General features: G+C 43.2%; 22 protein-coding genes. 10 read left to right on the top strand and 12 right to left on the bottom strand.

Annotation, left to right across the window (positions count from 1 at the left end; genetic code table 11):
• Positions 1-23: 23 nt before the first annotated feature.
• Both FPL17_RS13220 and FPL17_RS13225 read right to left on the bottom strand, forming a co-directional pair.
• Positions 24-1,739, bottom strand: coding sequence for a cation acetate symporter (locus tag FPL17_RS13220; RefSeq protein WP_032864364.1), 1,716 nt, complete (start codon positions 1,737-1,739; stop codon positions 24-26).
• A gap of 1 nt (position 1,740) precedes the next feature.
• Positions 1,741-2,073 carry a DUF485 domain-containing protein gene (locus FPL17_RS13225; protein ID WP_004656466.1) on the bottom strand — a complete coding sequence of 111 codons (333 nt, stop codon included), beginning with the start codon at positions 2,071-2,073 and terminating at the stop codon, positions 1,741-1,743.
• 185 nt (positions 2,074-2,258) lie between these two features.
• On the opposite strand from FPL17_RS13225, the gene FPL17_RS13230 reads away from it, so the two are divergent.
• Together FPL17_RS13230 and FPL17_RS13235 are read left to right on the top strand one after the other, a co-directional pair.
• Complete coding sequence (locus tag FPL17_RS13230; RefSeq protein WP_167515369.1) at positions 2,259-5,753, top strand: hybrid sensor histidine kinase/response regulator; 3,495 nt, start codon at positions 2,259-2,261, stop codon at positions 5,751-5,753.
• 315 nt (positions 5,754-6,068) lie between these two features.
• Entirely contained in the window at positions 6,069-6,830 is a 762-nt protein-coding gene (locus FPL17_RS13235; RefSeq protein WP_005186680.1) for a hypothetical protein, read from the top strand.
• Positions 6,831-6,875: 45 nt separating this feature from the next.
• On the opposite strand, the gene FPL17_RS13240 is transcribed toward FPL17_RS13235, so the two are convergent.
• From FPL17_RS13240 to def, 3 genes are all read right to left on the bottom strand, one after another.
• A complete protein-coding gene (locus tag FPL17_RS13240) occupies positions 6,876-8,972 on the bottom strand; it encodes a TonB-dependent copper receptor (protein WP_159885475.1) in 2,097 nt (698 codons plus the stop codon).
• 75 nt (positions 8,973-9,047) lie between these two features.
• Positions 9,048-9,485: a DUF2946 family protein gene (locus FPL17_RS13245; protein WP_151716524.1), complete on the bottom strand. Its 438-nt coding sequence runs from the start codon at positions 9,483-9,485 to the stop codon at positions 9,048-9,050.
• 19 nt (positions 9,486-9,504) lie between these two features.
• Positions 9,505-10,035: a peptide deformylase gene (gene def, locus FPL17_RS13250; protein WP_005154485.1), complete on the bottom strand. Its 531-nt coding sequence runs from the start codon at positions 10,033-10,035 to the stop codon at positions 9,505-9,507.
• A gap of 124 nt (positions 10,036-10,159) precedes the next feature.
• Between def and FPL17_RS13255 the strand changes: the two genes are divergently transcribed.
• From FPL17_RS13255 to tsaC, 3 genes are read left to right on the top strand one after another with little or no spacing between them, the layout of a single operon-like run.
• The gene (locus FPL17_RS13255; protein WP_151716523.1) at positions 10,160-11,311 is read left to right on the top strand and encodes a LysM peptidoglycan-binding domain-containing protein; all 1,152 of its coding nucleotides are present in this window, start codon (positions 10,160-10,162) and stop codon (positions 11,309-11,311) included.
• A 10-nt stretch (positions 11,312-11,321) separates the two neighbouring features.
• Entirely contained in the window at positions 11,322-12,452 is a 1,131-nt protein-coding gene (dprA, locus tag FPL17_RS13260; RefSeq protein WP_159885477.1) for a DNA-processing protein DprA, read from the top strand.
• Positions 12,453-12,488: 36 nt separating this feature from the next.
• Entirely contained in the window at positions 12,489-13,058 is a 570-nt protein-coding gene (tsaC, locus tag FPL17_RS13265) for an L-threonylcarbamoyladenylate synthase type 1 TsaC (protein WP_151716521.1), read from the top strand.
• A 393-nt stretch (positions 13,059-13,451) separates the two neighbouring features.
• Here the strand turns inward: tsaC and FPL17_RS13270 are convergent, their stop codons facing one another.
• Both FPL17_RS13270 and FPL17_RS13275 read right to left on the bottom strand, forming a co-directional pair.
• Positions 13,452-14,372, bottom strand: coding sequence for a DMT family transporter (locus tag FPL17_RS13270; RefSeq protein ID WP_159886870.1), 921 nt, complete (start codon positions 14,370-14,372; stop codon positions 13,452-13,454).
• Between the two features lie 103 nt (positions 14,373-14,475).
• A complete protein-coding gene (locus FPL17_RS13275) occupies positions 14,476-15,129 on the bottom strand; it encodes a TetR/AcrR family transcriptional regulator (RefSeq protein WP_373885796.1) in 654 nt (217 codons plus the stop codon).
• A gap of 137 nt (positions 15,130-15,266) precedes the next feature.
• Here FPL17_RS13275 and FPL17_RS13280 point away from each other — a divergent pair, with 137 nt between their 5' ends.
• From FPL17_RS13280 to FPL17_RS13300, 5 genes are all read left to right on the top strand, one after another.
• Positions 15,267-16,493 (top strand): MFS transporter, encoded by a 1,227-nt coding sequence (locus tag FPL17_RS13280; RefSeq protein ID WP_159885479.1) that lies wholly within the window; start codon positions 15,267-15,269, stop codon positions 16,491-16,493.
• Positions 16,494-16,783: 290 nt separating this feature from the next.
• Positions 16,784-17,998, top strand: a complete 1,215-nt coding sequence (locus FPL17_RS13285; RefSeq protein ID WP_004801995.1) for an MFS transporter — start codon at positions 16,784-16,786, stop codon at positions 17,996-17,998.
• A 14-nt stretch (positions 17,999-18,012) separates the two neighbouring features.
• Entirely contained in the window at positions 18,013-18,786 is a 774-nt protein-coding gene (locus tag FPL17_RS13290; protein ID WP_005200693.1) for an AraC family transcriptional regulator, read from the top strand.
• A gap of 118 nt (positions 18,787-18,904) precedes the next feature.
• Positions 18,905-19,450 (top strand): glutathione peroxidase, encoded by a 546-nt coding sequence (locus FPL17_RS13295; protein WP_151716519.1) that lies wholly within the window; start codon positions 18,905-18,907, stop codon positions 19,448-19,450.
• A gap of 172 nt (positions 19,451-19,622) precedes the next feature.
• Positions 19,623-20,228, top strand: coding sequence for a hypothetical protein (locus tag FPL17_RS13300; RefSeq protein ID WP_151716518.1), 606 nt, complete (start codon positions 19,623-19,625; stop codon positions 20,226-20,228).
• Positions 20,229-20,313: 85 nt separating this feature from the next.
• Here FPL17_RS13300 and FPL17_RS13305 read toward each other — a convergent pair whose 3' ends face one another.
• The 5 genes from FPL17_RS13305 to atpA form a co-directional block, all read right to left on the bottom strand.
• Positions 20,314-20,799: a DUF2846 domain-containing protein gene (locus tag FPL17_RS13305; RefSeq protein WP_159885481.1), complete on the bottom strand. Its 486-nt coding sequence runs from the start codon at positions 20,797-20,799 to the stop codon at positions 20,314-20,316.
• A gap of 143 nt (positions 20,800-20,942) precedes the next feature.
• Positions 20,943-21,362, bottom strand: a complete 420-nt coding sequence (locus FPL17_RS13310) for a F0F1 ATP synthase subunit epsilon (protein ID WP_005200695.1) — start codon at positions 21,360-21,362, stop codon at positions 20,943-20,945.
• A gap of 17 nt (positions 21,363-21,379) precedes the next feature.
• Complete coding sequence (gene atpD / locus FPL17_RS13315) at positions 21,380-22,774, bottom strand: F0F1 ATP synthase subunit beta (RefSeq protein WP_004656517.1); 1,395 nt, start codon at positions 22,772-22,774, stop codon at positions 21,380-21,382.
• 30 nt (positions 22,775-22,804) lie between these two features.
• On the bottom strand, positions 22,805-23,674 hold the full coding sequence (gene atpG, locus FPL17_RS13320) for a F0F1 ATP synthase subunit gamma (RefSeq protein ID WP_005200697.1): 870 nt from the start codon (positions 23,672-23,674) through the stop codon (positions 22,805-22,807).
• An 89-nt stretch (positions 23,675-23,763) separates the two neighbouring features.
• Positions 23,764-25,308, bottom strand: coding sequence for a F0F1 ATP synthase subunit alpha (atpA, locus tag FPL17_RS13325; RefSeq protein WP_159885483.1), 1,545 nt, complete (start codon positions 25,306-25,308; stop codon positions 23,764-23,766).
• Between the last annotated feature and the right edge of the window lie 13 nt (positions 25,309-25,321).

Genomic DNA, 25,321 nt, shown 5'->3' on the forward strand with positions numbered 1-25,321 from the left:
GCTTTTTTTATGCTTGGTTTTGATTAGTGATCTGACGCGCCAGATGCACCAACCCCTGTCATTGAACGAACAAACTGAGCATCAAAGGCTTTACGCTCTTTCTCCGCACGTGCTGACTTGTCTGTTACAGAGAAGAACCAGCAGCAGAAGAATGAGAGTGGCATTGCAAATAATGCTGGACCATTGAATGGGTTTGGCGCAGTTTCAGAAATTGCCAAAGTATCCACCCAAACGGCTTTAGACAGAATGATTAGGCTCACCGCACCAACCAAACCAACTACACCACCAATCACCGCACCACGTGTAGTCAAACCTTTCCAGAACATTGATAACACGAGGATTGGGAAGTTTGCACAACATGCGACTGAGAATGCTAAGCCCACCATGAAGGCAACGTTTTGCTTCTCAAACAAGATACCCAAGATCATGGCAAAGATTGCTAAACCTAAAGTTGCAATTTTTGACATCTTCAATTCAGATTCAGGAGTCGTTTTGCCTTTTTTGAACACGTTGGCATATAAGTCATGTGAAATCGCTGAAGCACCTGACAGGGTCAAACCAGCAACCACTGCAAGAATTGTTGCGAATGCGACTGCTGAAATGAAGCCCATGAACAAGTCGCCACCCACTGCATCACTTAAATGCACGGCAGCCATGTTGTTACCACCTACCAACTCTAATTTTCCTGTTACTGCCGCTTTTGCAACATCAAGGAATTGTGGGTTGTTCGCAACAAACAGGATTGCACCGAAACCGATAATGAAGGTGAGCAGATAGAAGTAACCAATAAAGCCAGTTGCAACCACAACTGATTTACGTGCTTCTTTCGCATCTTTTACTGTAAAGAAACGCATAAGGATATGAGGTAAACCTGCCGTACCAAACATCAAAGCAAGACCAAGTGATAACGCATCAATTGGGTTTGCCGCGAGTTTACCTGGCCCCATGATTTTGGATGCTTCTTCCCAGCTCATGCTATGCGCTTGGCTATACACACCAATGGCTTGGTTAAACATATTGGTGAAGCTAAAGCCAACAGCTTTCATCACCATAAAGGCCATGAAAGTCGCACCACTGAGTAACATCACCGCTTTGATGATCTGTACCCAAGTCGTTGCCAACATACCACCAAAGATCACATAAGCCATCATCAATAGACCGACGATCACAACTGCGATGTTGTAGTTCAAACCGAATAGCAATTTGATCAACTGACCTGCACCCACCATCTGTGCAATCAGGTAGAACGCAACCACAACCAATGAGCTAAATGCTGCCAAAGTACGGACTGGCTTTTCTTCCAAACGGAATGACACCACGTCTGACAAATTATATTTTCCTAAGTTACGTAAGCGTTCCGCAACAAGGAAAAGTACAATTGGCCAACCCACCATAAAACCAAGTGAGTAAAGTAAGCCATCAAAGCCTGAGCTAAAAACTAATGCTGAAATACCCAAAAATGATGCCGCTGACATATAGTCACCCGCAATCGCCAAACCATTTTGGAAACCACTGATTCCACCACCTGCCGTATAAAAGTCTTGAGCAGATTGAGTTTGCTTTGCCGCCCATTTGGTAATGAACAATGTGAAACCGACAAAGATCGTAAACATAATGATCGCGTGCCAGTTGGTCGCCTGCTGTTCAGCAGCACCTAGGTCTGGGCCCGCGAATGCAATACTTGAGCAGCAAAAACTGAGCAGCGTGAATAGTATCGCTTTGAATGATGTCCCTTTCATCTCAGTGCATCCCTTTTTCATGTGCAATGGCCTCAACTTCCTTGAGGGCTGCTTCATTCAGTTGATCAAGTTTCGTATTGGCAATATAGGAATACACACCACATAAGATAAATGACAATACGATAATGCCCAAACCAAGGGGAATTCCCCATGTGGTGACACCACCGCTAAATGAACTTGCTAAAAATTCTTTGTTATAGCCAACCAAAAGCATAAAGCCAACGTAGATAAACAGCATGATTGCTGTTAATGTCCAACTTAATGTGCGCTTTTTGCTGACCATCTCTTGAAACTTTGGATTTCGTAGAATTCGATCTACCTGTGAATCATCCATAATTGACTCCTTATTTTTGTGTCCAACCGTGGACCCCTTTTTCACATGGGATTTTTCATTATCCAAAGTAACAAGATTATGCTTGACTCGTAACTTAGACTTTGGTCTCTAAATGACAATCTCTACTCCTTGCTATACCTGCACTTCGGGTATGATAAAAAATGGAATTTGATCACGTGAGCAATATGAACAGCTGGCTTATTCTTGGTGTCCTTGCCCTGTATATTGTGCTGTTATTCGGCTGCGCTTTTTTTGGTGAAAAACATGCCAGCCGTTTAAGTACCCGCGGCCGTATGCTGCTGTTTAGTTTGACTTTAGGCGTCTATTGCTCATCATGGACCTTTTACGGCGCGACGGGTGCTGCGGTACGTCAGGGGGTTATTTTTCTACCGATTTATTTGGGTCCTTTGCTGTTCATCTGGTTTGGTTATGACATCTGGAAACGCTTAGGTCGGATTCGTCAACATCATGCAATTTCTTCGATTGCCGATTTTGTCGCAGCGCGTTATGGCAAAAGTGGTAGCTTGGCCGCACTGGTGACCATCCTTGCTGTGATTGCCATCGTGCCTTATCTGGCTTTGCAACTGCGTGCCATTGCCCTTAGTGCATCGGTCATTCTTGAACAAAATGCGCATATCCATACCACCACCAATAGTGTGTTAGTGCTGACTGCGGTACTGGCAATTTTGGCGATGATTTTTGGTACACGTCATATTGCCCATACCGAACAGCACGGCGGTTTAATGCTGGCAGTGGCGTTTGAATCCTTTGTTAAACTATTTGCACTGCTCTGTGTGGCGGCCTTTTTCTTATTACAGTCACCTGACAATATCAAACAAGTCAGTAGCGATGTCAGTCAGCATTTCCATGACCTGCAACAACTAGGAGTGCCTGAAACTTTTTGGGTGCAAACCTTGCTCGCAGGCTTAGCCATGATTTGCTTGCCGCGTCAATTTCATGTGGCAGTAGTCGAATTACGGGATGAAAAGCATATTCGTGGCGCACGACGCTGGTTCGCGGCCTATCTGATTCTTACTGTGATTGCGATTATTCCGATTGCCAGTTGGGCTTTACACTCTTTACCTGAATCACTTGGTACACCTGATATTGCAGTATTGGCTCTACCTTTAAGCTATCAACAAGAATGGTTGGCTTTATTGGCCTTTTTAGGTGGCTTTTCAGCTTCGACAGGCATGCTATTGGTTGCCTCGGTAGCACTTTCGATCATGCTCAGTAATGACCTGATCATGCCTGCATTATGGCGCTTTAAAATCATTTCTCGTCATGATCAGCACCTACCTCGTGTGCTCAAATTGACTCGTCGCATCAGTATCGTCAGTGTGATGCTACTGGGCTTTTTATTCTTCCATTTCTTTAACGATATCAATCAGCTTTCAGTCTTTGGTTTATTGGCCTTTAGTGCGGTGGCCCAGTTTTCTCCAGCCTTGATTGGTGGACTATACTGGCGTGGTGCAAGTCGCCAAGGGGTTTATGTCGGCTTACTCATGGGCTTTGCCATGTGGAGCTACACGCTACTATTTCCAACAGTATTACGTAGCCTTCCTGACCATTACCAAGAGTTTGCACAACACCTATTATTGTTTGGGCCTTTTAATATTAATGGTCTGCGTCCAGAGGCTTTGCTTGGTTTCGAATCCTTTGCTCCCCTCACCCACGGCGTGCTATGGTCACTGGGTCTCAATGTGGTGCTGTATATCTGGGTGTCTCGTTTATATCGTCCAAGTGTGGCAGAGCAAATTCAGGCGGAAAGCTTTTTCTATTATGAAAGTAAACCTCTGCCATCGGCTCAGTCCAATACCGATCTAACCGATCTACACCTGAATGCCGCACGCTTGAAAGTCGGCGACTTATTGGCACTCGCCAAACGTGTGACGGGTGATAAGCCTACCCTTCAAGCCTTCCAACAGTTTTGTGAACAAAACCATGTGGTGTTAAATGAAAATCACGTTGCCAATGGTATGTGGTGGCGTTTCACCGAGCAGTATCTGGCAGGAATTATTGGCGCCGCTTCTGCCCGTACACTGCTCACTACTGCGATGATTAACAATGGTTTGGCGCTCGGGCAAGTTGCCAATATTCTTGACCAAGCCTCACAATGGCAACGTTTTAACCAGAATCTACTCATGACCATGATCGACCATATGACCCAAGGCGTCAGTGTGGTAGATAAAAATATGTGTTTGGTGGCGTGGAACAACCAATATCTCAAGCTATTTGATTATCCTAAAGATCTGGTCTACGTCGGCTGTCCGATTGCCGATCTGATTCGCTATAACGCTGAACGCGGTGAATGTGGCCCCGGCCCTGTCGAGGAACATGTGCGTAAACGACTGCACTGGATGAAAGTGGGCAGTGCACATGAGTTTGAGCGGATTCGTAAAGATGGTTTAGTCATTCAGATGCGTGGTAATCCCATTGAGGGCGGTGGTTTCGTGACCACTTTCGCCGATATTACCGCCTTCCGTGAAAATGAAGCAGTGCTGGAAGAACGCGTCAGTGACCGAACTCAGCAGCTTGCCAATGCATTGACCGAGCAACAACTCGCGCTAGAACAAGCCGATAAAGCCAATCAATCGAAAAGCCGCTTCCTTGCTGCAGCCAGTCATGACTTATTACAACCCATGCATGCAGCCCGTTTATTTAGTACCGCATTAGAGCAAAGTGTACATTCAACCGAAGACCAACAGACCTTACAACAACTGGATCGCGCACTCTATGGGGCTGAAAGTATGCTCTCAGCACTCCTAGATATCGCCCGTTTGGAAGGCGGTACCATTCAACCGAAACGCCAAGCTTATGCACTGCATGACTTATTAAATGATCTGGAATTACAGTTCAAATCAATTGCAGCACAACGCAATATTCATCTGTCTGTTCACGACACTAAATTTTGGGTCGATACCGATCCGCAATGGATGCGACGTATTATCCAGAACTTTGTCAGCAATGCATTGCGTTATACCGCTCAAGGTCGTGTGGTGGTTGGTGTGTTACGTTCTGCACAACGCCCGAAGCATATTCGTATCGGGGTTTGGGACACGGGGCCCGGTATTCATGAACAACAACGCCTGAAGCTATTCCAAGAATTTGAACGCTGTGGCCATACCTCTCCTTGGGGTGAACAAGGTCTTGGTCTCGGACTTGCCATCGTACAACGTATGACCAGCCTGCTTGATTTCCCTGTGCATGTCTATTCGGAACTGGGTAAAGGCTCTTGCTTCATGATTGAAGTGCCACTCGCTGAAGCACCAAAAATTCAAATGGCAATACCACATGTGCCAGCACTGCAACATACCGCCTATAAAGTGTTGTGCTTGGACAATGACGAAACCATTTTAGAAGGCATGCGGACTTTACTCAGCAAATGGGGCTATCAGATCTTTACTGCAACAGAACCTGAGCAAGCACTACGACTGATTGAACAAGAAGACATTCAGGTCTGGCTGATCGACCAGCATTTGAACCATGATCAACGTGGTCTAGACTTCATTGAACAACATCGATTGGCTCATATTCCTGTAGCACTGATTACCGCAGATTCTGATCCAGAACTTCCACAATATTTAAAACAGCAGAATATTGTGTTGTTGAGAAAGCCGCTCAAACCTGCAGGCTTACGTGCATGGTTATCTGGTTTAAAAATCATGCCCATGCAATAACTAGCAAAATATTTTGCAACATAGGCCAAAATGATCAAAACAATGCACTTTGCGCGATGATGAATTGACCAAAGTGCTCAAATCATTATTGGCTATGGCAAAAACGTTCACTTACATTAGTGAACGTTTGTACACTTACTTACAATTTAACAAGTTATTGTTTTTACTATTAAATTTTACCATTAAAATTACATCTACAACTTTAGTCGTATTCTACTTGTTTTCTCGATACCGCATAAATTGATCAAGTTCAACGAAACCTAGACCTCGGCTTGTTGGGTTTCTCATTACAAATTGTCAAAAAGGACATTGATCATGAATAACAGTCACCCTTCAACTGACTATAGCTCACAACAGTTTTATCGCCAATACAGTGCGAATGCCCTGTTACCTGAACTGGATTGGCAAACCATCTTTGTACACAGCAAACTGGATGAAACACATTTACGCGCACTAAATACGCTTTACCAAGCCGCTGTTCCACTGGCACTCAATGTCTTTAACCAACTCAATTTTGATGTGTTCGCACCTGCAGCTTATCATCCACAAGGTCTTGGCTTATTTGAAAAACTTGCAGAGCAAGAAGAGACGTTCTTAGAAGCACTCGAAGCAGAATCAGCTCATCTTGATCATGAAACACGCCATCAAATCTGGAGCATGCTGTTACGTGGTGGTGCGGTGTTGGTATTTAAAGCATGGTTAGGACATGTCAAAGGTGGTGAAAACCAACTGGATAAAACCCAGTTCGATGAACTTTCGGATTTGTTGTTTATCAAAACGCGCCCTGAACAATTAGCGCAACGTTTAAAAGTCGATGCCAACGCTGCTTTGACGCATATTTTCTTAATGTATGAAAATGATGTGTTCTTAGACCATTTTAATAGCTTGGAAACGGCCGCTTTATTTGTCGATTTAGGCGTTTATGATGCAGCATTTTTAAGTCTGCGTGATGATCGTGTCGCAGAATATCTCAAAGCCAAAGGCTATGTGACTCAAGAACAAATCGATGATTTGCAATGTGCTTTAAATCCATTGTATTGCGATAGCTTAATGCCAAAACAGGATTGTTTGGCTTAAACTCAGAAAAAACAAGGTGGCTGAGCCACCTTGTTTTTTTATTGATTAGAACTTCATGCTCATACGCATCCAGTAGTTGCGTCCAATATTATTGAACTGCTCACTTGCCCCATAACCAAACATCGACGCACCTGCTTTATTCAGGTGTTCGGTATAGGTTTTATCTAGCACGTTATCGACACCCACTGATACATCAACCGCATCTGTCAACTTATAGGTCCCATTCAGGGCCAAAGTGTTAAATGCTTTGCTTTCATTCATGTCATAGCCGACCACATTACCTTCATTCAAACTCACGCGTTTTTGCTTAGCGACAGCACGCCATAACAGACCCAAGCTGTATTTTTCTTCCACATAACGTAGGTTCACACGTCCTTCTAAAGGTGCAATTTGTGGCAAAGCACGACCGTCAGAAGTGTTTTTACCCCATGCATACATGGTTGAAACATCCGCTTGCAAGTGATCTGTAAATTGATAACCGACCCCAGCTTCAGCTCCAGCAATGGTCGCATCTACATTACGCGCCAAAGGATAGCGTTGATTTGATCCACCGTATTGCAACAAGATAAAGTCTTTAATTAAACCTGCATAAGCAGAAGCCCATGTATTCCATGCGCCATGTTCTGCTTGAAAACCGACATCTAACTGCGCAGTACGTTCGTTTTTCAGGTTATCTAAGTTATCAATCATACGATAAGTGGTTTTACCCATCATATCGGTTGAACCCACCCCACGATCGGTAGAGGTACTATAGAGTTCCCAAAAATCTGGGGTACGTTCAACATAACCTAAACCTGCATAAGTTTTTAAACCATGCTCAGGTAAGGTTTTTTCGATACGGATAAAACCACTTGGGTTGGTATCGCTTCGACTCTTACCATTTTCCAGACTATCAATTTTGACTTGATCAACACGCGCACCCGCAACCCATTTTTGATTCGCATCGGTGTTATAGGTCCATTCACTAAACGCACCATAAGACTGGAATTTCAAATCATTGCTGAATGGTGAATTCATGCTTGGCATTGCATACATGATCATGTTGCCACCATGCTTGTTATGCTGGGTATCGACCCCAGACACTACACTGAACTTGTCCCAGTCTGTCGTCACTGCTAAACGGGTGTTTAGGGTACGGCGGGCCACTTCCATTTCCATTTTATTCGGTACAGTCATGTCCATGCCATGCATCTTCATGGTTGTCATTGGTGGTGTACGTAAACGGAAATTATCCATGATGTGATTGTTATAGCTGTAGTCAACTTGTGCTTCGATTTTCTTAATCACATCTGTCAGATTCTTCTGCTCAGCATGTAGACCTAAGCTTTCACGTTTAAATTGTGAACCGTCCATACCACGACCGGCATAGGCAGCTTCACCATCACCTTTACCTGCACGGAGCTCCAACCAAGAATCATCCGTTGGTTTCCAGCCCAAAGCCAAATCAGCATTCCAGCGTTTCCAGTTCGAATGTACGGATTGATCATCACCGTCTTTATAATTATCTGCTTCCGAACGATTGGCATTTAAACGCGCATATTTCGTTTCATCACCAACGGCAGCTTCAACATTATGGTCAAGACGCCCATACGAGCCCATCACCACACTTGCTTGTCCACGATACGGTTTTTCTTGGGTTAATTTTTCAGGTTCACGTTCAAAAATTACTGTTGCGGCTGAACCCGTATTGGCATATTGAACTGTTTGCGGCCCTTTGATCACCGTAATTTTGTCAAAACTTTCAGGCTGAATATATGAGGTAGGTGCATCCATTCTCGATGGACAAGCGCCAAGGTTTTCACTGCCATCCACCAACATTTTAATACGCGAACCAAACATGCCTCGGAACGTGACATCACCATTGGTACCGCCATTTTTAATGGCATTAAAACCCATAATACTCTGTAAATAATCTGCCCCATCGGTTGCTGGTACAGGTTGAATCGGCTGCTTAGGATCGGCTTGTACCACCAAACCATTATTCTCATTCGGTTGCTGTGCAGTGACTACAATTGGCGCAAGTGAAACATGCGCATGTGAATGATCTGCTTGTACAACTGGATTTGCCCAGACCATTGCAGTATTTGAGGCAGCAAGAATCGCAACCGTGAGCGGTTGTAATAAAAATTTAGGTTGAGCCATGATTGGTCTCTCTTCAAAACATAAATAAAACAGCACTAAAGTTCTAAAAAACCCTAATGAAAATGAAGTTTTAAGTTATGCAAAGAAAGGTGGAGCCCGCCCTTGAGGCAACAGGAACAACCGTTGCAGTGCAAAATAAACATGCTTAAAAGCTTGTTGATAAGCAACTAAACGGATTTGGATACGGACCAGAACTTCTTTTACGCCTAATTCAGGGGGTAATACTAAATTGGCATAAACTGTACAGTACTGACACTGGTGATTGGGATCATGATGATCATGTTGCGGCATCGAGACTTGAGCGTGCTCAAGCTGATGGCTGTGATGATGTTTTCTATGTACCGAGTGGCTTTGCGCTGTTTCCGCTTGAGGCAAAAGCAAAGCCTTGGTAATGGTTTCACATACAGGTGCGATTTGATATTGCTTCGGGAGTAGCGGTTGCAAGAAAACCGCAATCTGTAAACAGACCGCGGTTAATGCGAGTAGCAAGCCACAACGAAACAAAGAAAACATCTTTAAATGATTTTAAAGCTTAACGTTTGACTGCAACTTTTTCTTTTTCACGCTGGCGAACCAATTTTTCCACTTTTTCACGGGCACGTTGGCGCTTTAATGGCGATAAATAATCAACAAAAAGCTTGCCATTTAAGTGATCCATTTCATGTTGAATACAAACAGCGAGAAGTTCGTCAGCTTCTAACACAAATGCTTGACCTTCAAGGTTAATTGCCTCGATTTTTACGCGTGACGGACGCTCAACTTTGTCGTATATTTGAGGCACAGAGAGACAGCCTTCTTCATAAGGCTGAGTATCTTCGGTCAGTGGAGTGACTTTGGGGTTAATGAACACCATCGGTTGGTTTTTCTCTTCAGAGATGTCCATAACAATAAGCTGAATATGATGATCAACCTGAGTTGCCGCTAAACCTATACCCGGTGCCTCGTACATGGTTTCAAACATATCTGCTGCAAGCTGACGAATATCATCAGTGACTTCTTCGACTGGCTTGGCAATGGTACGAAGGCGGGAATCAGGAAAACTTAGAATAGGTAATAAGGCCATACTGTCGTCCTCACTTAAGCCATTGATCAGAAAACCAACTGAAGGGAATGCTTGATCAAAAAAAATTGTGTGTAAAGTCGTTATTATAGCGCAACTACACACATAATTTTTAGGAATTATGATAATGAAAAAGGTTTTAAACGGCATACACTCATTTCATGCCTTGGGGTTAAAAAAACAACTGATTGCCGCTGCGATTTGTGCGGGATTGGGTATGAGCGTGAATTTCGCTCATGCGGCAAGCCCGAATGTCAGCCCACCGTCGGTAAAAGTGGGAGCACCTCATGTCTACGTGGTAAAAAAAGGCGATACGCTTTGGGATATTTCAGGCAAGTTTTTAAGTAAGCCTTGGCGCTGGCCAGAAATTTGGGCAAGCAATAAACATGTGAAAAATCCGCACTGGATTTATCCTGGAGATCGCTTACTACTTTGTAGTTTGAACGGTAAACCTTTAATCGGTAAAGATGAAGGTGATGGTTGTGACGGTATCATTCGCCGCTATACAGGCAATACTTCTAATTTACGTCCGCAAGTTCGTGTTGAAGCATTGAATAATAGCGTTCCCGTGATTCCCTTGGCCCATATTCAGCAATGGCTAGAACGTACTTCAGTTCTACCCGCAGATGCGATTGCCAATACGCCATATATTTTAGGCACAGCAGACAACCGTGTCATGGCGGGTAAAGGCCAAAGTGTTTATGTACGTGGCAAAGGGCTTGAAAATGGTCAACGCTATGGCGTATTCCGTGAGGGTGAACCATATACCGTACTAGATCAGAATGGCAAAAAGCAGATCCTTGGCGTTGAACTGACCCAAGTCGCTTCAGGCGTTGCGATTCGTAACGAAAATGACATCACCACAGTTGAGCTGACAGATAGCTATAACGGCGAAGTTCGTCGTGGCGATCGTGTTATGGCTGAACAAGATGCCATGCTACCAACCTTGTTCTATCCAATTGATGCCAATCAAGTGAAAGATGGCGGAAAAATCATTCGTGTGATGGGATCTATTGGTACAGCAGCCAAAAATGGCGTCGTCACCGTGGATCGTGGTACAACGGATGGTGTAGAAATAGGCCAAGTGTTCAGTATCTACCAAGATGGCGAAGTTGTAAGAGATCCAAAGACCAAAGAACAAGTAAAACTCCCTGGACAATATTTGGGTAGTGTCATGGTCTTTAAGAGTTTCGATCGAATCAGCTATGCCTACGTATTAGAGAGTGAGTTACCTATCAAGATTGGTTCAGATATCAAACCACCTCGTCTTGATGACTAAATAATTGCCTATGTTGAATCAACTATCGCCTCATCACTATCACACTGTGTTGGTGTGGTACTTGGTTCAACATTCGCTATCGAGTTTTGCCAAAATTCAGCAACATTTTGGTAATTGTGAGCAAGCAACGCTACCGCATCGTTTCTCTGAATGGTCCCAACTTGGCTTACATGCCAATCATTTAAAACGCGTAGACGAATTACAAACACCTCAAGGTCAACAACAATTCGAACAACTGGTTCAATTGATATGTCGACATAGTGACTTTATTTTAACGCCTGATGATATTGGCTACCCGACTCAATTGCTGCCTTATGCAGATCGTCCACCCATTTTATTTGGACAAGGTCAAGCGCAAGCATTATTACAACCGCAAATTGCTATGGTGGGCAGTCGTAAACCCAGTCCCCATGGACGACAAGTCGCTTATGACTTTGCTTATTATTTAAGTGAAAAAGGCTTTTTTATTAGTAGCGGACTCGCACATGGAATTGATCAGGCAGCACATCAAGGTGGATTAGCTCATCAGAGAACCATTGCCGTTACTGGCACAGGCTTAGATACGGTTTATCCTGCTCAGCATAAACAGCTCGCTCAACAGATTATTCAGTCAGGTGCAGTGGTGACTGAGTTTCTACCGACCACCATGCCCTTGCAACAGCATTTCCCTCGTCGGAATCGAATTGTCAGTGGCTTAAGTCTAGGTGTCTTAGTAGTAGAAGCAGCGCTCAAAAGTGGTTCATTGATCACCGCCAATGAAGCGGCAACACAAGGTAAAATGGTGTTCGCGATTCCGGGGCATATTTATAGTGAGCACCATCAAGGCTGTCATCAACTGATTCGCGAAGGTGCAATTCTGGTTGATCATCCCGAACAAATCATCGAAGATCTTGCACTACCAACGCAATGGCAAACCCAGCAACAAATAACCGAAGAAGCACCTGTCGCCCCTCCTACTTTACCCAACCATCTGATTGCGCTTTATCAAGTTTTAGATTGGGTCGGACAAGACCTAGATCAATTGATTCAACGTCATCCGATGCCAATTGCAGAACTGACTGCACAATTGATGGAGTTAGAATTACTCGGTTTATGCATGCAACAAGCAGGACGCTATTTACGTTGCCGCCCAATGCATTAAACTAGTCATACCCTCTCCTGTTTTCACATACATCCCATGATTACTTCCTCTATTTCTGAAGCAGCTCAACTTTTAAAACACGGACAAGTTCTGGCTTATCCGACAGAAGCAGTTTGGGGATTGGGTTGTGATCCATTCAATGAACAAGCGTTTCAAGACATTTTAGAACTCAAACATCGTCCCGTTGAAAAAGGCGTGATTTTATTGGCAGGGCATTTAGACCAAGTTGAGCATTTACTGCAAGGCTTGAGTGCTGAGCTACGTCATCAAGTGATTGCAAGTTGGTCGAATCGCCTTGAGACAGAACGTGCCACAACGTGGCTACTGCCTGCTGATCAAAGTATTCCAACATGGATCAAAGGCCAACATCCTTTGGTCGCAGTTCGTGTCACGACACACCCACTATGCATGGAACTATGTCAACAATTTGGCGGCTTTATTGTCTCTACCAGCGCTAACCCTGCAGGTCTCTCACCCGCACAAAGCTTAGAAGAAGCGCAACATTACTTCAGCACTTCATTAAATTATCTCGAAGGTGATTTAGGGTTGAGCCGAGAACCAAGTCGCATTTTGAATGCACTAACAGGTGAAGTTGTTCGCGCCTAATTAGGTGAATAGCGGACAAAAAAAAGCTCAGTTATATAGGGATAACTGAGCATAAAAGGATGTGTATAATCACATCCAGAGGGTTCGTAAATTTGGTGAGCAACTTATTCATTCTAAAAATGAATCATCTTGCTGTGGTTGGTATTATGAGGGAATCGTCCCATTTATACAAATATATTATTTATCTAACAAAAAGTGTGAAAAGCGTACCAATTTTGTCACTTCCTCATTTTCAATAAAATTATATTTATATTTTTATTCAGCTTTTTTTTGATCGTAAATTTAGTAAATCTTAAAAATATATTTGCAAATCATATAGAAAGCACAGTCATAAAAAAATATTTTTGGTGCGTTTGTTGATATTTTAAACAAACGCACCACCAACTTTCATATTTATGATGCCGACTCAGCCAGCGGAGCCGTTGCTTTAACCGTTTTCTTCTGCGCCATAATGATCCCCATCAAGATCATCAGACCGCCAATGCTATGATAAATCGTCCAGTGCTCTGACAACCAGAAACTGGCAATAATCGCTGTGAATACTGGCATTAAATTCATGAAAATACTGGTGCGATTTGGACCAATCGCCTGTACTGCGATCATCCATAATAACGGTGCAATTAATGAAGGGAACATGCCCGCATAGAGAACACTCGCTGCATTCTGAGCATTAATCCCATCTAGGCCAAACCAGAGCAAGAATGGGATGTGATACAGCAGCGCAAAACCAATTTGTACATACAAGCTGCTTAATAAAGGAAGCTGTAGCTGCCATTTTTTCAAAAACACGCCATAAAACGCATAGAAACCCACAGCCAATACCATGACTGCATCGCCCCAATGCCCACCTTGATCAAATAGGTTTGAGAGGTGACCTTGACTCATCACATAAATCAAGCCTGCAAAAGATAAGAGACTGCCAAAAATGGCAAACCGATTTGGTGCATCTTTTAAAATAAAATAAGAGATAAAGATGGTAAAGATCGGGACAAAGGCATTCACAATGCCCATATTGGTCGCAGTCGTATAGTGAGCAGCGGTATAAGATAAACCTTGGTACAACACCATACCAAAAGCACTGAGTACGGCTAATTTAGGAATCAATGGACGAATTACAGCGCGTTGTCGCCATACTTTCGGCAACATAAACGGTGTCAAAATAATAAAGGCAACAAACCAACGATAAAAACTGATACTTACAGGCGAAATATAGTCCGCCACATAGCGTGTCACAGCAATATTCAACGACCAAATCAAAACCGCAATCAAGGGCAATACGAAGGCCCATTTTTGGTACTTACTTAACTGACCCATCATTTTCTCACCATATCTCAGCAATGGGAGTATTGTGGAAGATGTCCAAAATAATTGAAATATCGTATTTCAGACATTTATATCGCAGTCACGACATCGTGGCTTAGAACAGCTCCCATGCGCGCATCGCGTGTTCAACCACCTTATGCAGTTGTTCAACAGTCGCCCCATCTCGTGCTTGAATCGTTAGCCCCTGCACAACCGTTGCATAGAAGTCTGTCATTTCCTGTAAAGGCGCTGTTGCTGGCAAATCCCCGTTGGCAACTCCCTGCTCTAAACGCTCAAACAGTTTTTGCTTGGTCTGCAAACGTTTTTCCAGAATATTGTGTTGCACCGCCTGCGCATTGTCAGAACAACTCATAGTCGCAACTACCAACATACAACCTGCAGGTTTATTGGGTTGAGCCAAACGTTTAACGTTGTCATATAAATAAAGCTCAAATGCAACTTTGGCGGTTTTGGCTTCTAAAAAAATAGGAACAATCGGACAAGCTTCATGTGCCAAATAATAATCGATGCATTTATAAAACAACCCAGCTTTATCACCAAAGCTACTATATAAGCTCGGTGCAGTCAGCTCTAGCGCTTGTGTTAAATCACTGATCGATGTGGCTTCATAACCATGCTCCCAAAATAACAACATGGCTTTTTCCAAAGCCTGCTGCTCGTCAAAGCACTTTGGACGGCCGCGCTTTTTTTTCAAGCTGTCATCACATGGTGTTGGCAGGGGATCAGGTGCATTTGTCATAACAGTCACAGATATTTTCATAACGATCACTATCAAATTAATTGACGCAGCAACATTAATCAACTATTTTATTTTATATCGATCGTTATAAAAAATTACTATTTTTCAATTTTATTGTTATCTAACTAACAATAAAGGGAATTTTTATGGAAAACCCATCTGCAACTGAGATCAGCTCGCTGGAGTCGAACCCCTCACAAGGAAACTGGCTCGCATTACTCTCCGTTACCTTCAGCGCTTTTGCCTTGGTCACAGGTGAGTTTCTTGCGATTGGTGTACTCAATGACATCGCAAGGGACTTTCAAGTCTCGGTTGGAACAGCAGGTCTAACCGTTTCATTGACCGCAATCGTCGGTATGTTTGCTGCAGTGCTGATTCCAATTTCGGCGAAGACACTAGATCGACGAACTCTGTTACTGATGCTCACCCTGTTAATGATTATTGCCAATCTTCTCACCGCATTTGCGCCTAACTTTATCCTGCTGTTAGTCGGACGTATCATTCTGGGCGTTGCCGTTGGCGGATTCTGGGCCACTGCCGTCGCCTTAAGCGGTCGCCTTGCACCGCCCCATTTACCGATTGCCAAAGCAACAGCTTGGGTGGCTTTCGGGGTGACCTTGGCCAGTGTATTGGGGGTACCGATGGGCACATGGTTGGCTCAATATAATGGCTGGCAGACCTCTTTCACGGCAATTTCATTGATGGGGGTATTGCTGTTTATCTTCCAGTATCTGTATCTGCCTCAGCTCAAACCCGCTTCTTCATTGCGTTGGAAAGAACTTCCGATCCTGTTGCAACATCCTGCAGCGCGTAAAGGTCTGATCATCTTTATTTTTATGGGCTTTGCACATTTTGCGGCTTATAGTTATTTTTCTGCCTTTTTTAAGCATCAATTGGACTTTTCTGATGGCCTGATTAGTCGTTTACTACTGGTCTATGGTATTGCAGGGATTTTTGGCAATATTTTTGCAGGCTATCTGGGGCAGAAGAATATCCGTTATACCTTTGCAGTCAGTGGTATCACCTTCTTCTTTGCCTTTCTGTGCTTACCACTGTCTGGCGCACATGTCGTCTCTGCAATCATATTGACTGCTTTATGGGGCTTCGCTTATGGCATTATCCCAACCGCAGTCAACATCTGGATGTTTACACATGCGCCTGAAGCCGTTGAAAAAGGTATGCCAATGGTGACTTTGACCTTTTTAATCTTGATTGCGTTGGGCAGTATGTTTGGCGGCATTATCGTTGATTATTTTAATGGTACAGTTTTATTTTTCGCTATGTTGCCATTGGTCCTCTGCTCTTTGGTATTGATTTTTACACTAGCACGAGGTCTGAACAACCCTAAAATCCATTATCAAAAGCAAGGATAAAAGCAGAGATCATACTGAATCCCCCTGCTTAGATATTTCTTCTATCCGCATCATGACTAGTCGCCTCTACACAACCTGTTAAGGCGACCCTATTGGTTCATTTCCATTTGCGCGTAACTTTCCCAAGCTATGCATATTTATCATAAGCCTTACAAATATTTTTATAACGATCACTATTAAATTAATTGACGACCTTGCATTTATCTACTATTTTATTTTATATCGATCGTTATAAAAACTTCATTTTTCATAAACCTTTTGTCATCTTACTGACAAATAAGGACATTCACATGGAACAATCCACTTCCTCAGATGCACGACCCATCGAAACCACGCAAGGTAGTTGGTATGCAATTTTAGCTGTCGCTATTGGTGCTTTTGCATTGGTGACCAGCGAATTCTTGCCTGTAGGCGTACTGAATAGTGTCGCAGCGGACTTAAATATTTCCGTCGGGACTGCAGGTTTAATCATTACCTTGCCTGGTGTAATGGCAGCAATTGCTGCACCGCTATTACCCATTTGGGTCAAACAGCTTGATCGTCGTTATGTATTGATCTTACTGACCGCAATTATGGTCATAGCCAACACCATTACGGCATTTGCCGATAACTTCAATGTGTTATTGCTCAGTCGTTTGGTACTCGGAATTTCAATTGGCGGCTTCTGGGCAACCGCAATCGCGCTCAGTGGCAAGCTTGCACCACCCCATTTACCTATCGCCAAAGCCACTGCAATTGTGATGGCAGGTGTTACTTTTGCAACTGTGCTAGGCGTTCCAATCGGAACATGGCTGAGTGAATTCTATGGCTGGCGAAGTGCATTCGGCATTACTGCGGTGATTGGACTGCTGGTTTTGGTTCTACAAGTGATTTTCTTGCCTAAACTGAAACCTGAGTCTGCCATTCATTTACGCGACCTACCTGCATTATTGCGTACCCCCAAAGCACGTAGCGGCATGTTGATCGTATTACTGATTGGTCTTGCTCACTTCTGTGCTTATAGTTACTTGGCACCCTTCTTTAAAAATATTGCAGGTTTTAACGGAACCACCATTAGCTCATTGCTTCTGCTTTATGGCATTGCAGGTATTTTTGGTAATGCCTTTGCAGGCTATAGTGGCAATTTAAATGTGCGCTATACCCTTGCCTTTGTCGGGATCTGTTTTGCAATCGTCTTCTTTGGCTTCCCAATCTTTGCAGTTCATGAGTTTGGTGCCATTGTACTGACCGCCTTATGGGGTTTTGCTTTCGGTGCTTTCCCTACCTCAGCCAATATCTGGATGTTTGTGCATGCTCCTCATGCCGTGGAAAAAGGTATGCCTTTGTTCGTCGGCATGTTCCAAGTCATGATTGCCACAGGTTCACTACTCGGTGGTTATGTGGTTGATCATTTCAATGAAAATATCTTAATTTATGGTGTAATTAGTTTTGTTGCCTTAGCTTTGATTAGCATTTTTACTTTAGCCAAAGGTCTAAACAATCCTAAAGTGACCTACGAAAACTAAAATGAGACCCTCAAATGAAGCATGATGTTGCTGAACAATTTCCCTTTTTACACGGTATAGAAGTGCATGAATTTCTGTATCAAAAAGACGATATTGTCACACCTCATTCTTCACTTTGGGGCGATTTCAATTTCAGTTTGAATGGGACTTTAGAGTTTGATATTGAAGGTCAATACTACCTATCACCACCGAGTTATGGATTGTGGTTACCCTCACGAACCGAACATCAATCACTCCCCGTTGAGCATGAAATTCATTATATCTGTATCCGCCTACATCCGAAGTTTGGCGATTTTTTAGGGAATACTTGTCGTTGTTTTAGTATCGAGCCTTTCTTTCGGGCATTGGTACTACAAATCTTAGAGCAACAAAAACAAGCTGCCCCCCCTGAATATCTCGAACACCTGCTACAAGTGCTGTTCGATCAGCTCAAACAAGCGCCTGCTTATTCACATTACTTACCGCAAAGTAGCCATCCCATTTTGTCGCCAATCCTAGAAAAGCTGTCTGATCCTGAATTATTTAATAGCAGTCTACAACAGGTATTACAGAACTTTACGGTGAGCGAGCGGCACGTGCTTCGTCTGAGCCAGCAAGAGTTACAACTGTCGCTGTCAGAATGGCGCAATCGTGCCAAGATTATTTTTGCCATCAATCAAATTCGCCAAGGGATGACCATTAAACAGTTGGCCTTTGCTTTAGGCTATCACCACAGTTCCAGCTTTATTGAGTTCTTTAAGCGCTATACGGGACAAACCCCCATTCAACTTAAAAATGCCTCCCTCTAAAATAAAGGCTTGGTTTTTCTGATTATTTGTATGGATTCATATCAAGAGCATTGCACTATGCGGCAATAGCAGTTAAAACAAACGGGTATTGTCACAACAACAAATTAGGACGTATTCCATGAGCCAATCGGTTTATCACATTCCAGTTAAAGACATTAAAGGTCAAGCAGTCGATCTAGATCAATATCAAGGCAAAGTCCTGTTGATCGTCAACGTTGCATCAAAATGTGGTTTAACACCACAATACGAAGGTCTGGAAAAACTGTATCAAGCCAAAAAAGATCAAGGTTTAGAAATTCTTGGTTTTCCTGCGAATAATTTCTTGGAACAAGAGCCAGGATCAAATGATGAAATCCAACAGTTCTGCTCACTGAACTATGATGTGCACTTCCCTCTGTTCGCAAAAATCTCTGTTGCGGGTGAGGATAAACACGCTTTATATCAAACCCTGACCCAAGCAATTCCAGAGCGTCAAGGTGAAGGTCCATGGTGGAAAGACTTAGTCGATTATGGTTTAACGCCAAACAATCCACCAGAAGTGTTATGGAATTTTGAAAAATTCTTAGTGAATAAGAATGGTGAAATTGTTGCTCGTTTTGCACCAGATATTACTGCGGATGACGAGCGTATTGTCAGCGCAATTGAAGCAGAATTAGCGAAATAATTTTTAGATATAAATAGAAAAGAGCATTTAATCTGCTCTTTTCTATTCAAAACTTAAAAAGCCCTTCATCTCTCTATTTCCATCAAACTGTTGCTGAATTGCAAAAATCACTTCTTTCTCCACACTTTCTCATTATAGTGACCATCTTCTTATAATCTGGTGTCGTTCAGCCATGATGGAAAATCTATCCCTCAAAGCCATTCTCTCTGTATCTACACTTGCGGCGGCATTAACGCTCACTGGTTGCGACCAAGCCCCTCAAGAGAATGAACAAACTGAGCAAACAACTACATTTGAACAGACAGACACAGCTTCTGAAAATGAAGAAAGCGTAACAACAGTCACTCAAGACACCCAACCCTTAAGTCGTGGCAATATGTTGAACATCGCCCGTGATATTGCCAAGTTGCAAATCGAGACTGATGACTACGTCACGCTGCTTAAGCAATCACAAAGCAATCTTGAACAAGCGATTCAAGATAAAAATGTTCAAAGCCTGCAACAGACAACAGGTGCTTTAAGCCAAGAATTGAATGGTTTACATGATGCCTTGCTGGCACTCAACTTAAAGAGTACGGAAGTAGATCAAATTCGCCAAAGCTTATTGAGTGCAAATCAACAGTTGCTGAATATGCCACTATTGCATGGTCAAACCGATCTTTCAAAAATTGATTTTGCCAAGATAGAAAAGCAATTTAATACAATTCAAATGGATATGGTGAAACTGGCAACCTTAGTGTTGGGAAATAAGGCTGAATCTGAACAGCCTACAAGTTAATATTATTGGTTCTTGTCGCAATGATTCAAACTTGATGCTCTATTTATTCTTTATATAAAAAAAGCCACCTTTCGGTGGCTTTCTCTTATTTCTTATCAAGTGAAATTGTCGCTTTACTGCATTTACCAGACTGTGCGAGTTGATACTCACCCACAGCCTTTTCACCAGTTGTCGTATCGACTTGCTTTAAATTTGCCCCACCGACAAATACACCTGGTTTAATAAATTGTTGGATAAAATAGCGCTTGCCAGCTTCGGTCTTAAGGACTAAATGGTTTGGCGAAAATTCAGATTCAGTAGAAATCGTATGCTCTTGATTACCAGTAACTTCTTTTAAGAAAAATGTGCCACGTGCAGTCTCACCCAAACACTCTCCATCCACCCAGACATCTTTCTTAATTGCTCCACCAACCACGCTATTTGAACGATAAACATAAATCGCGGCATTTCCATCAGCAGGATTGGATAACTGTTTTGCCTGCTGCGAAAGTTGTGGGTTGGCTTTTGGAACAGAGGCACAGCCAACAAACAGACTTGAAATAATAAGTGGAAGAACGATTTTAGATTTCATTTTTAAGTTTCCTTGGGCTTTACAATAATATAAATAAGCACAACAAATTTATATGATAATGAGAACTATTTAAATACATTTAAACTTTTTCTTCCCATAAAAAAAGCCACCTTACGGTGGCTTTTTTATGTCAAACCTGCAAATTACAATGCGCGGTTTTTTATCTTACGAATCGTTTCAAGCTGACCTGCAATCTCAGATAGAGATGCGAGTGCAGCAGCAGAGTCTAAGTCACTCTTTTGATTTGCTAGCAATGCTTCAGCTTGTTTACGAGCATCTAAAATTGCAGCTTCATCTAAATTGTCAGCACGAACTGCAGTATCTGCAAGTACGGTAACAACATGAGGTTGAACTTCTAACACACCGCCAGATACATAAACGATTTCTTCTGTACCATTTTCCAACTGAACACGAATCGGGCCCGGTTGGAGTAAAGTTACGAGTGGTGCATGCCCTGGTAAAATACCAAGTTCACCGCCCGCACCTTTTGCGATTAACATCGTAACTTGTCCAGAGTAAATTGACTCTTTAACACTTACGACATCACATTGCATAGTCGCCATGAGATGATCTCCTTAAATTAGAGTTTCTCAGCTTTAGCAATCACTTCGTCAATACCACCAACCATATAGAACGCTTGTTCTGGGATGTGATCGTATTCACCAGCTAATAGACCTTTAAAGCCACGAATCGTTTCTTTAAGCGGTACTAATTTACCAGGCGCACCAGTAAACACTTCAGCTACGTGGAATGGTTGAGAGAAGAAACGTTGGATTTTACGCGCACGGTAAACAACCAATTTGTCTTCTTCTGCTAACTCGTCCATACCCAAGATTGCGATGATGTCTTTAAGCTCTTTATAACGTTGCAATACGTTCTGTACAGAACGTGCAATTTCATAATGCTCAGCACCAACAACCAATGGATCTAACTGACGTGAAGTTGAGTCAAGTGGATCGATCGCTGGATAAATACCAGAAGATGCGATGTCACGGCTCAATACAACTGTTGCATCTAAGTGAGCAAATGTTGTCGCAGGCGATGGATCTGTTAAGTCATCGGCAGGTACGTATACTGCTTGGATCGAAGTGATCGAACCAGACTTAGTAGACGTAATACGCTCTTGAAGAACACCCATTTCTTCTGCAAGTGTCGGTTGGTAACCTACTGCAGATGGCATACGACCTAACAATGCTGATACTTCAGTACCCGCAAGTGTATAACGGTAGATGTTGTCGACGAATAATAATACGTCACGACCTTTACCATTTTCGTCTTTTTGATCACGGAAATATTCAGCCATGGTCAAACCAGTTAACGCTACGCGTAAACGGTTACCTGGTGGCTCATTCATCTGACCGTAGACCATTGCTACTTTGTCAAGAACGTTAGAATCTTTCATTTCGTGATAGAAGTCGTTACCTTCACGAGTACGCTCACCAACACCAGCAAACACAGATAAACCTGAGTGTGCTTTCGCGATGTTGTTGATCAACTCCATCATGTTAACGGTTTTACCAACACCCGCACCACCGAATAAACCAACTTTACCACCTTTCGCAAACGGGCAAAGTAAGTCGATGACTTTGATACCAGTTTCTAAAAGATCAGTAGAAGCTGCTTGTTCAGCATAAGAAGGTGCTTGACGGTGAATCGGCAAACGCTCTTCAGTCGCTACAGGACCTGCTTCATCAATTGGGCGACCCAATACGTCCATAATACGACCAAGTGTCGCTGGACCTACTGGAACAGAAATCGGTGCATTTGTGCTGGTTACATTTAGGCCACGTTTAAGACCTTCTGTAGAACCCATTGCGATGGTACGAACAACACCATCGCCAAGCTGTTGCTGAACTTCTAATGTAGTTTCAGTACCGTCAACTTGGAGAGCGTCATAGATCTTAGGAACGCTATTGCGCTCAAACTCGACGTCGATAACCGCGCCGATGATCTGAATGATACGACCGCTACTCATTGCTGTCTCCTCAATTCAAACTTAATAATGTTAAACGGCAGCGGCACCGCCAACGATCTCAGAAATTTCCTGAGTAATCGCGGCTTGACGCAGCTTGTTGTAAATGAGTTGTAGGTCTTTAATCAATTGTCCTGCGTTGTCTGTCGCTGCTTTCATCGCGACCATACGAGCTGACTGCTCACATGCAACGTTTTCAATTACACCTTGATAAACCATAGACTCGATATAGCGAACCAACAAACCATTTAACAATTCTTCTGCTTCTGGTTCGTAGAGATAGTCCCAACCATAAGTACGGTTGAGGTCATCGCTTTCTTCTGCCGGTGCTAAAGGAACAAGTTGTTCAACTTTAGGCTGCTGAGTCATTGCATTGACGAACCCATTTGATACGAGGTAGATACGATCTAATTCGCCCTTATCAAATGCATCAAGCATAACTTGTACTGAGCCAGTTAACTGTTCCAAACTCGGTGCATCACCAAGTTGGGTCGTTGCACCAAGCACTTTACCGCCGTAATTCTTAAAAAACGAAACCGCTTTTTGACCAATCAAAGCAAATTCAACTTCAATTGACTGCTCTTGCTGTGCTTTGACATGCTGCACAACTTTCTTGAACAAGTTAATGTTCAAGCCACCTGCCAAGCCACGATCTGAAGACACCACAATATAGCCAACGCGCTTAACTGGGCGTTCAACCATATAACGGTGTTTGTATTCAGGGTTTGCTTGGACTAAGTGAGCAATTACACGGCGCATATTATCGGCATACGGACGGCCCTGAGCCATGCGCTCTTGCGCACGACGCATTTTCGAAGCAGCTACCATTTGCATCGCGCGAGTAATCTTTTGCGTGCTCTTGATACTAGCTACTTTGGCGCGAATTTCTTTTAAATTTGCCATACGCTTAACCTAGTATTCGAAAGCTCTTGCGAGCTTCCGAAGGTTGATCCGTGAACCAAACTTAACTAAAGTTTTAGCTATTGCTAAAATTAGTAAGTTTGAGTCGCTTTGAAGCTCTCAATACCTGCTTTGAATGCTGCTTCGATGTCTTTGTTGTAATCACCAGTTTCATCGATCTGTTGCATTAACGCAGCATGTTCAGAACGGAAGTAAGAGATTAACGCAGCATCAAAGTCTACGATTTTCTTCACTTCTACGTCAGCCATGTAGCCTTCGTTAGATGCATATACAGAAACAGCTTGGTCAGCAATTGAGTATGGAGCATATTGTTTTTGCTTCATTAACTCAGTTACACGTTGACCATGCTCAAGTTGCTTACGCGTTGCTTCATCAAGATCAGAAGCAAACTGAGCAAACGCAGCCAATTCACGGTATTGCGCTAGAGCGGTACGGATACCACCAGACAATTTTTTGATGATCTTCGTTTGAGCAGAACCACCAACACGAGATACCGAGATACCCGCGTTCACAGCAGGACGAATACCTGCGTTGAATAATGATGTTTCTAAGAAGATCTGACCGTCAGTAATCGAAATTACGTTGGTTGGTACGAATGCAGATACGTCACCAGCTTGAGTTTCAATGATCGGTAACGCAGTTAAAGAACCAGTTTGACCAGTTACTGCACCGTTCGTGAATTTCTCAACATAATCAGCTGAAACGCGCGAAGCACGTTCAAGAAGACGCGAGTGAAGATAGAATACGTCACCTGGATACGCTTCACGACCTGGTGGACGACGTAAAAGTAATGAAATTTGACGGTAAGCAACAGCTTGCTTAGACAAATCATCATAAATAATTAATGCATCTTCACCACGATCACGGAAGTATTCGCCCATTGTACAGCCTGAGTACGGAGCTAAATACTGCATTGCTGCAGGATCAGCGGCCGCAGCTGCGACAACAGTTGTATACGCCATAGCGCCAGTTTCTTCTAGCTTACGTACCACGTTTGCAATTGTTGATTGTTTTTGACCAATCGCAACGTATACACATTTAATGCCAGAATGTTTCTGAGCGATGATCGCATCGATCGCCATTGCTGTTTTACCAGTTTGACGGTCACCAATAATCAACTCACGCTGACCACGACCTACAGGGATCATGGTATCAACTGATTTATAACCAGTTTGAACAGGTTCGTCGACAGACTGACGCCAAATTACACCTGGTGCTACTTTTTCAACAGCATCAGTAAGTTTCGCATCAATTGGGCCTTTACCATCAATTGGGTTACCCAAAGCGTCTACGACACGGCCAAGAAGTTCAGGACCAACCGGAACTTCTAATACACGACCTGTACAACGAGCTTTTTGACCTTCTTGCAGGCTTAGGTAGTTACCTAAAACAACGGCACCCACTGAATCCTGTTCTAGGTTCAGTGCCATACCAAATAAGCCGCCGTCGAATTCGATCATTTCACCGTACATTGCATCTGCAAGACCGTGAATGCGCACGATACCGTCAGATACCATGACGATGGTACCTTCATTCTTCGCGGTCGCGCTGGTGTCCAGATCGCCGATACGCTGTTTAATGAGCGCACTGATCTCGGATGGATTCAGTTGTTGCATTGCGCTATTCCTC

The sequence above is a fragment of the Acinetobacter dispersus genome, from assembly GCF_009884975.1.
Taxonomy (GTDB): Bacteria; Pseudomonadota; Gammaproteobacteria; order Pseudomonadales; family Moraxellaceae; genus Acinetobacter; species Acinetobacter dispersus.

What these genes read in the sequence shown, in the direction of transcription:
- FPL17_RS13220 (WP_032864364.1), bottom strand. Translation starts at nt 1,739, where the DNA reads ATGAAAGGGACATCATTCAAAGCGATACTATTCACGCTGCTCAGTTTT.
- FPL17_RS13225 (WP_004656466.1), bottom strand. Translation starts at nt 2,073, where the DNA reads ATGGATGATTCACAGGTAGATCGAATTCTACGAAATCCAAAGTTTCAA.
- FPL17_RS13230 (WP_167515369.1), top strand. Translation starts at nt 2,259, where the DNA reads ATGAACAGCTGGCTTATTCTTGGTGTCCTTGCCCTGTATATTGTGCTG.
- FPL17_RS13235 (WP_005186680.1), top strand. Translation starts at nt 6,069, where the DNA reads ATGAATAACAGTCACCCTTCAACTGACTATAGCTCACAACAGTTTTAT.
- FPL17_RS13240 (WP_159885475.1), bottom strand. Translation starts at nt 8,972, where the DNA reads ATGGCTCAACCTAAATTTTTATTACAACCGCTCACGGTTGCGATTCTT.
- FPL17_RS13245 (WP_151716524.1), bottom strand. Translation starts at nt 9,485, where the DNA reads ATGTTTTCTTTGTTTCGTTGTGGCTTGCTACTCGCATTAACCGCGGTC.
- def (WP_005154485.1), bottom strand. Translation starts at nt 10,035, where the DNA reads ATGGCCTTATTACCTATTCTAAGTTTTCCTGATTCCCGCCTTCGTACC.
- FPL17_RS13255 (WP_151716523.1), top strand. Translation starts at nt 10,160, where the DNA reads ATGAAAAAGGTTTTAAACGGCATACACTCATTTCATGCCTTGGGGTTA.
- dprA (WP_159885477.1), top strand. Translation starts at nt 11,322, where the DNA reads ATGTTGAATCAACTATCGCCTCATCACTATCACACTGTGTTGGTGTGG.
- tsaC (WP_151716521.1), top strand. Translation starts at nt 12,489, where the DNA reads ATGATTACTTCCTCTATTTCTGAAGCAGCTCAACTTTTAAAACACGGA.
- FPL17_RS13270 (WP_159886870.1), bottom strand. Translation starts at nt 14,372, where the DNA reads ATGGGTCAGTTAAGTAAGTACCAAAAATGGGCCTTCGTATTGCCCTTG.
- FPL17_RS13280 (WP_159885479.1), top strand. Translation starts at nt 15,267, where the DNA reads ATGGAAAACCCATCTGCAACTGAGATCAGCTCGCTGGAGTCGAACCCC.
- FPL17_RS13285 (WP_004801995.1), top strand. Translation starts at nt 16,784, where the DNA reads ATGGAACAATCCACTTCCTCAGATGCACGACCCATCGAAACCACGCAA.
- FPL17_RS13290 (WP_005200693.1), top strand. Translation starts at nt 18,013, where the DNA reads ATGAAGCATGATGTTGCTGAACAATTTCCCTTTTTACACGGTATAGAA.
- FPL17_RS13295 (WP_151716519.1), top strand. Translation starts at nt 18,905, where the DNA reads ATGAGCCAATCGGTTTATCACATTCCAGTTAAAGACATTAAAGGTCAA.
- FPL17_RS13300 (WP_151716518.1), top strand. Translation starts at nt 19,623, where the DNA reads ATGATGGAAAATCTATCCCTCAAAGCCATTCTCTCTGTATCTACACTT.
- FPL17_RS13305 (WP_159885481.1), bottom strand. Translation starts at nt 20,799, where the DNA reads ATGAAATCTAAAATCGTTCTTCCACTTATTATTTCAAGTCTGTTTGTT.
- FPL17_RS13310 (WP_005200695.1), bottom strand. Translation starts at nt 21,362, where the DNA reads ATGGCGACTATGCAATGTGATGTCGTAAGTGTTAAAGAGTCAATTTAC.
- atpD (WP_004656517.1), bottom strand. Translation starts at nt 22,774, where the DNA reads ATGAGTAGCGGTCGTATCATTCAGATCATCGGCGCGGTTATCGACGTC.
- atpG (WP_005200697.1), bottom strand. Translation starts at nt 23,674, where the DNA reads ATGGCAAATTTAAAAGAAATTCGCGCCAAAGTAGCTAGTATCAAGAGC.
- atpA (WP_159885483.1), bottom strand. Translation starts at nt 25,308, where the DNA reads ATGCAACAACTGAATCCATCCGAGATCAGTGCGCTCATTAAACAGCGT.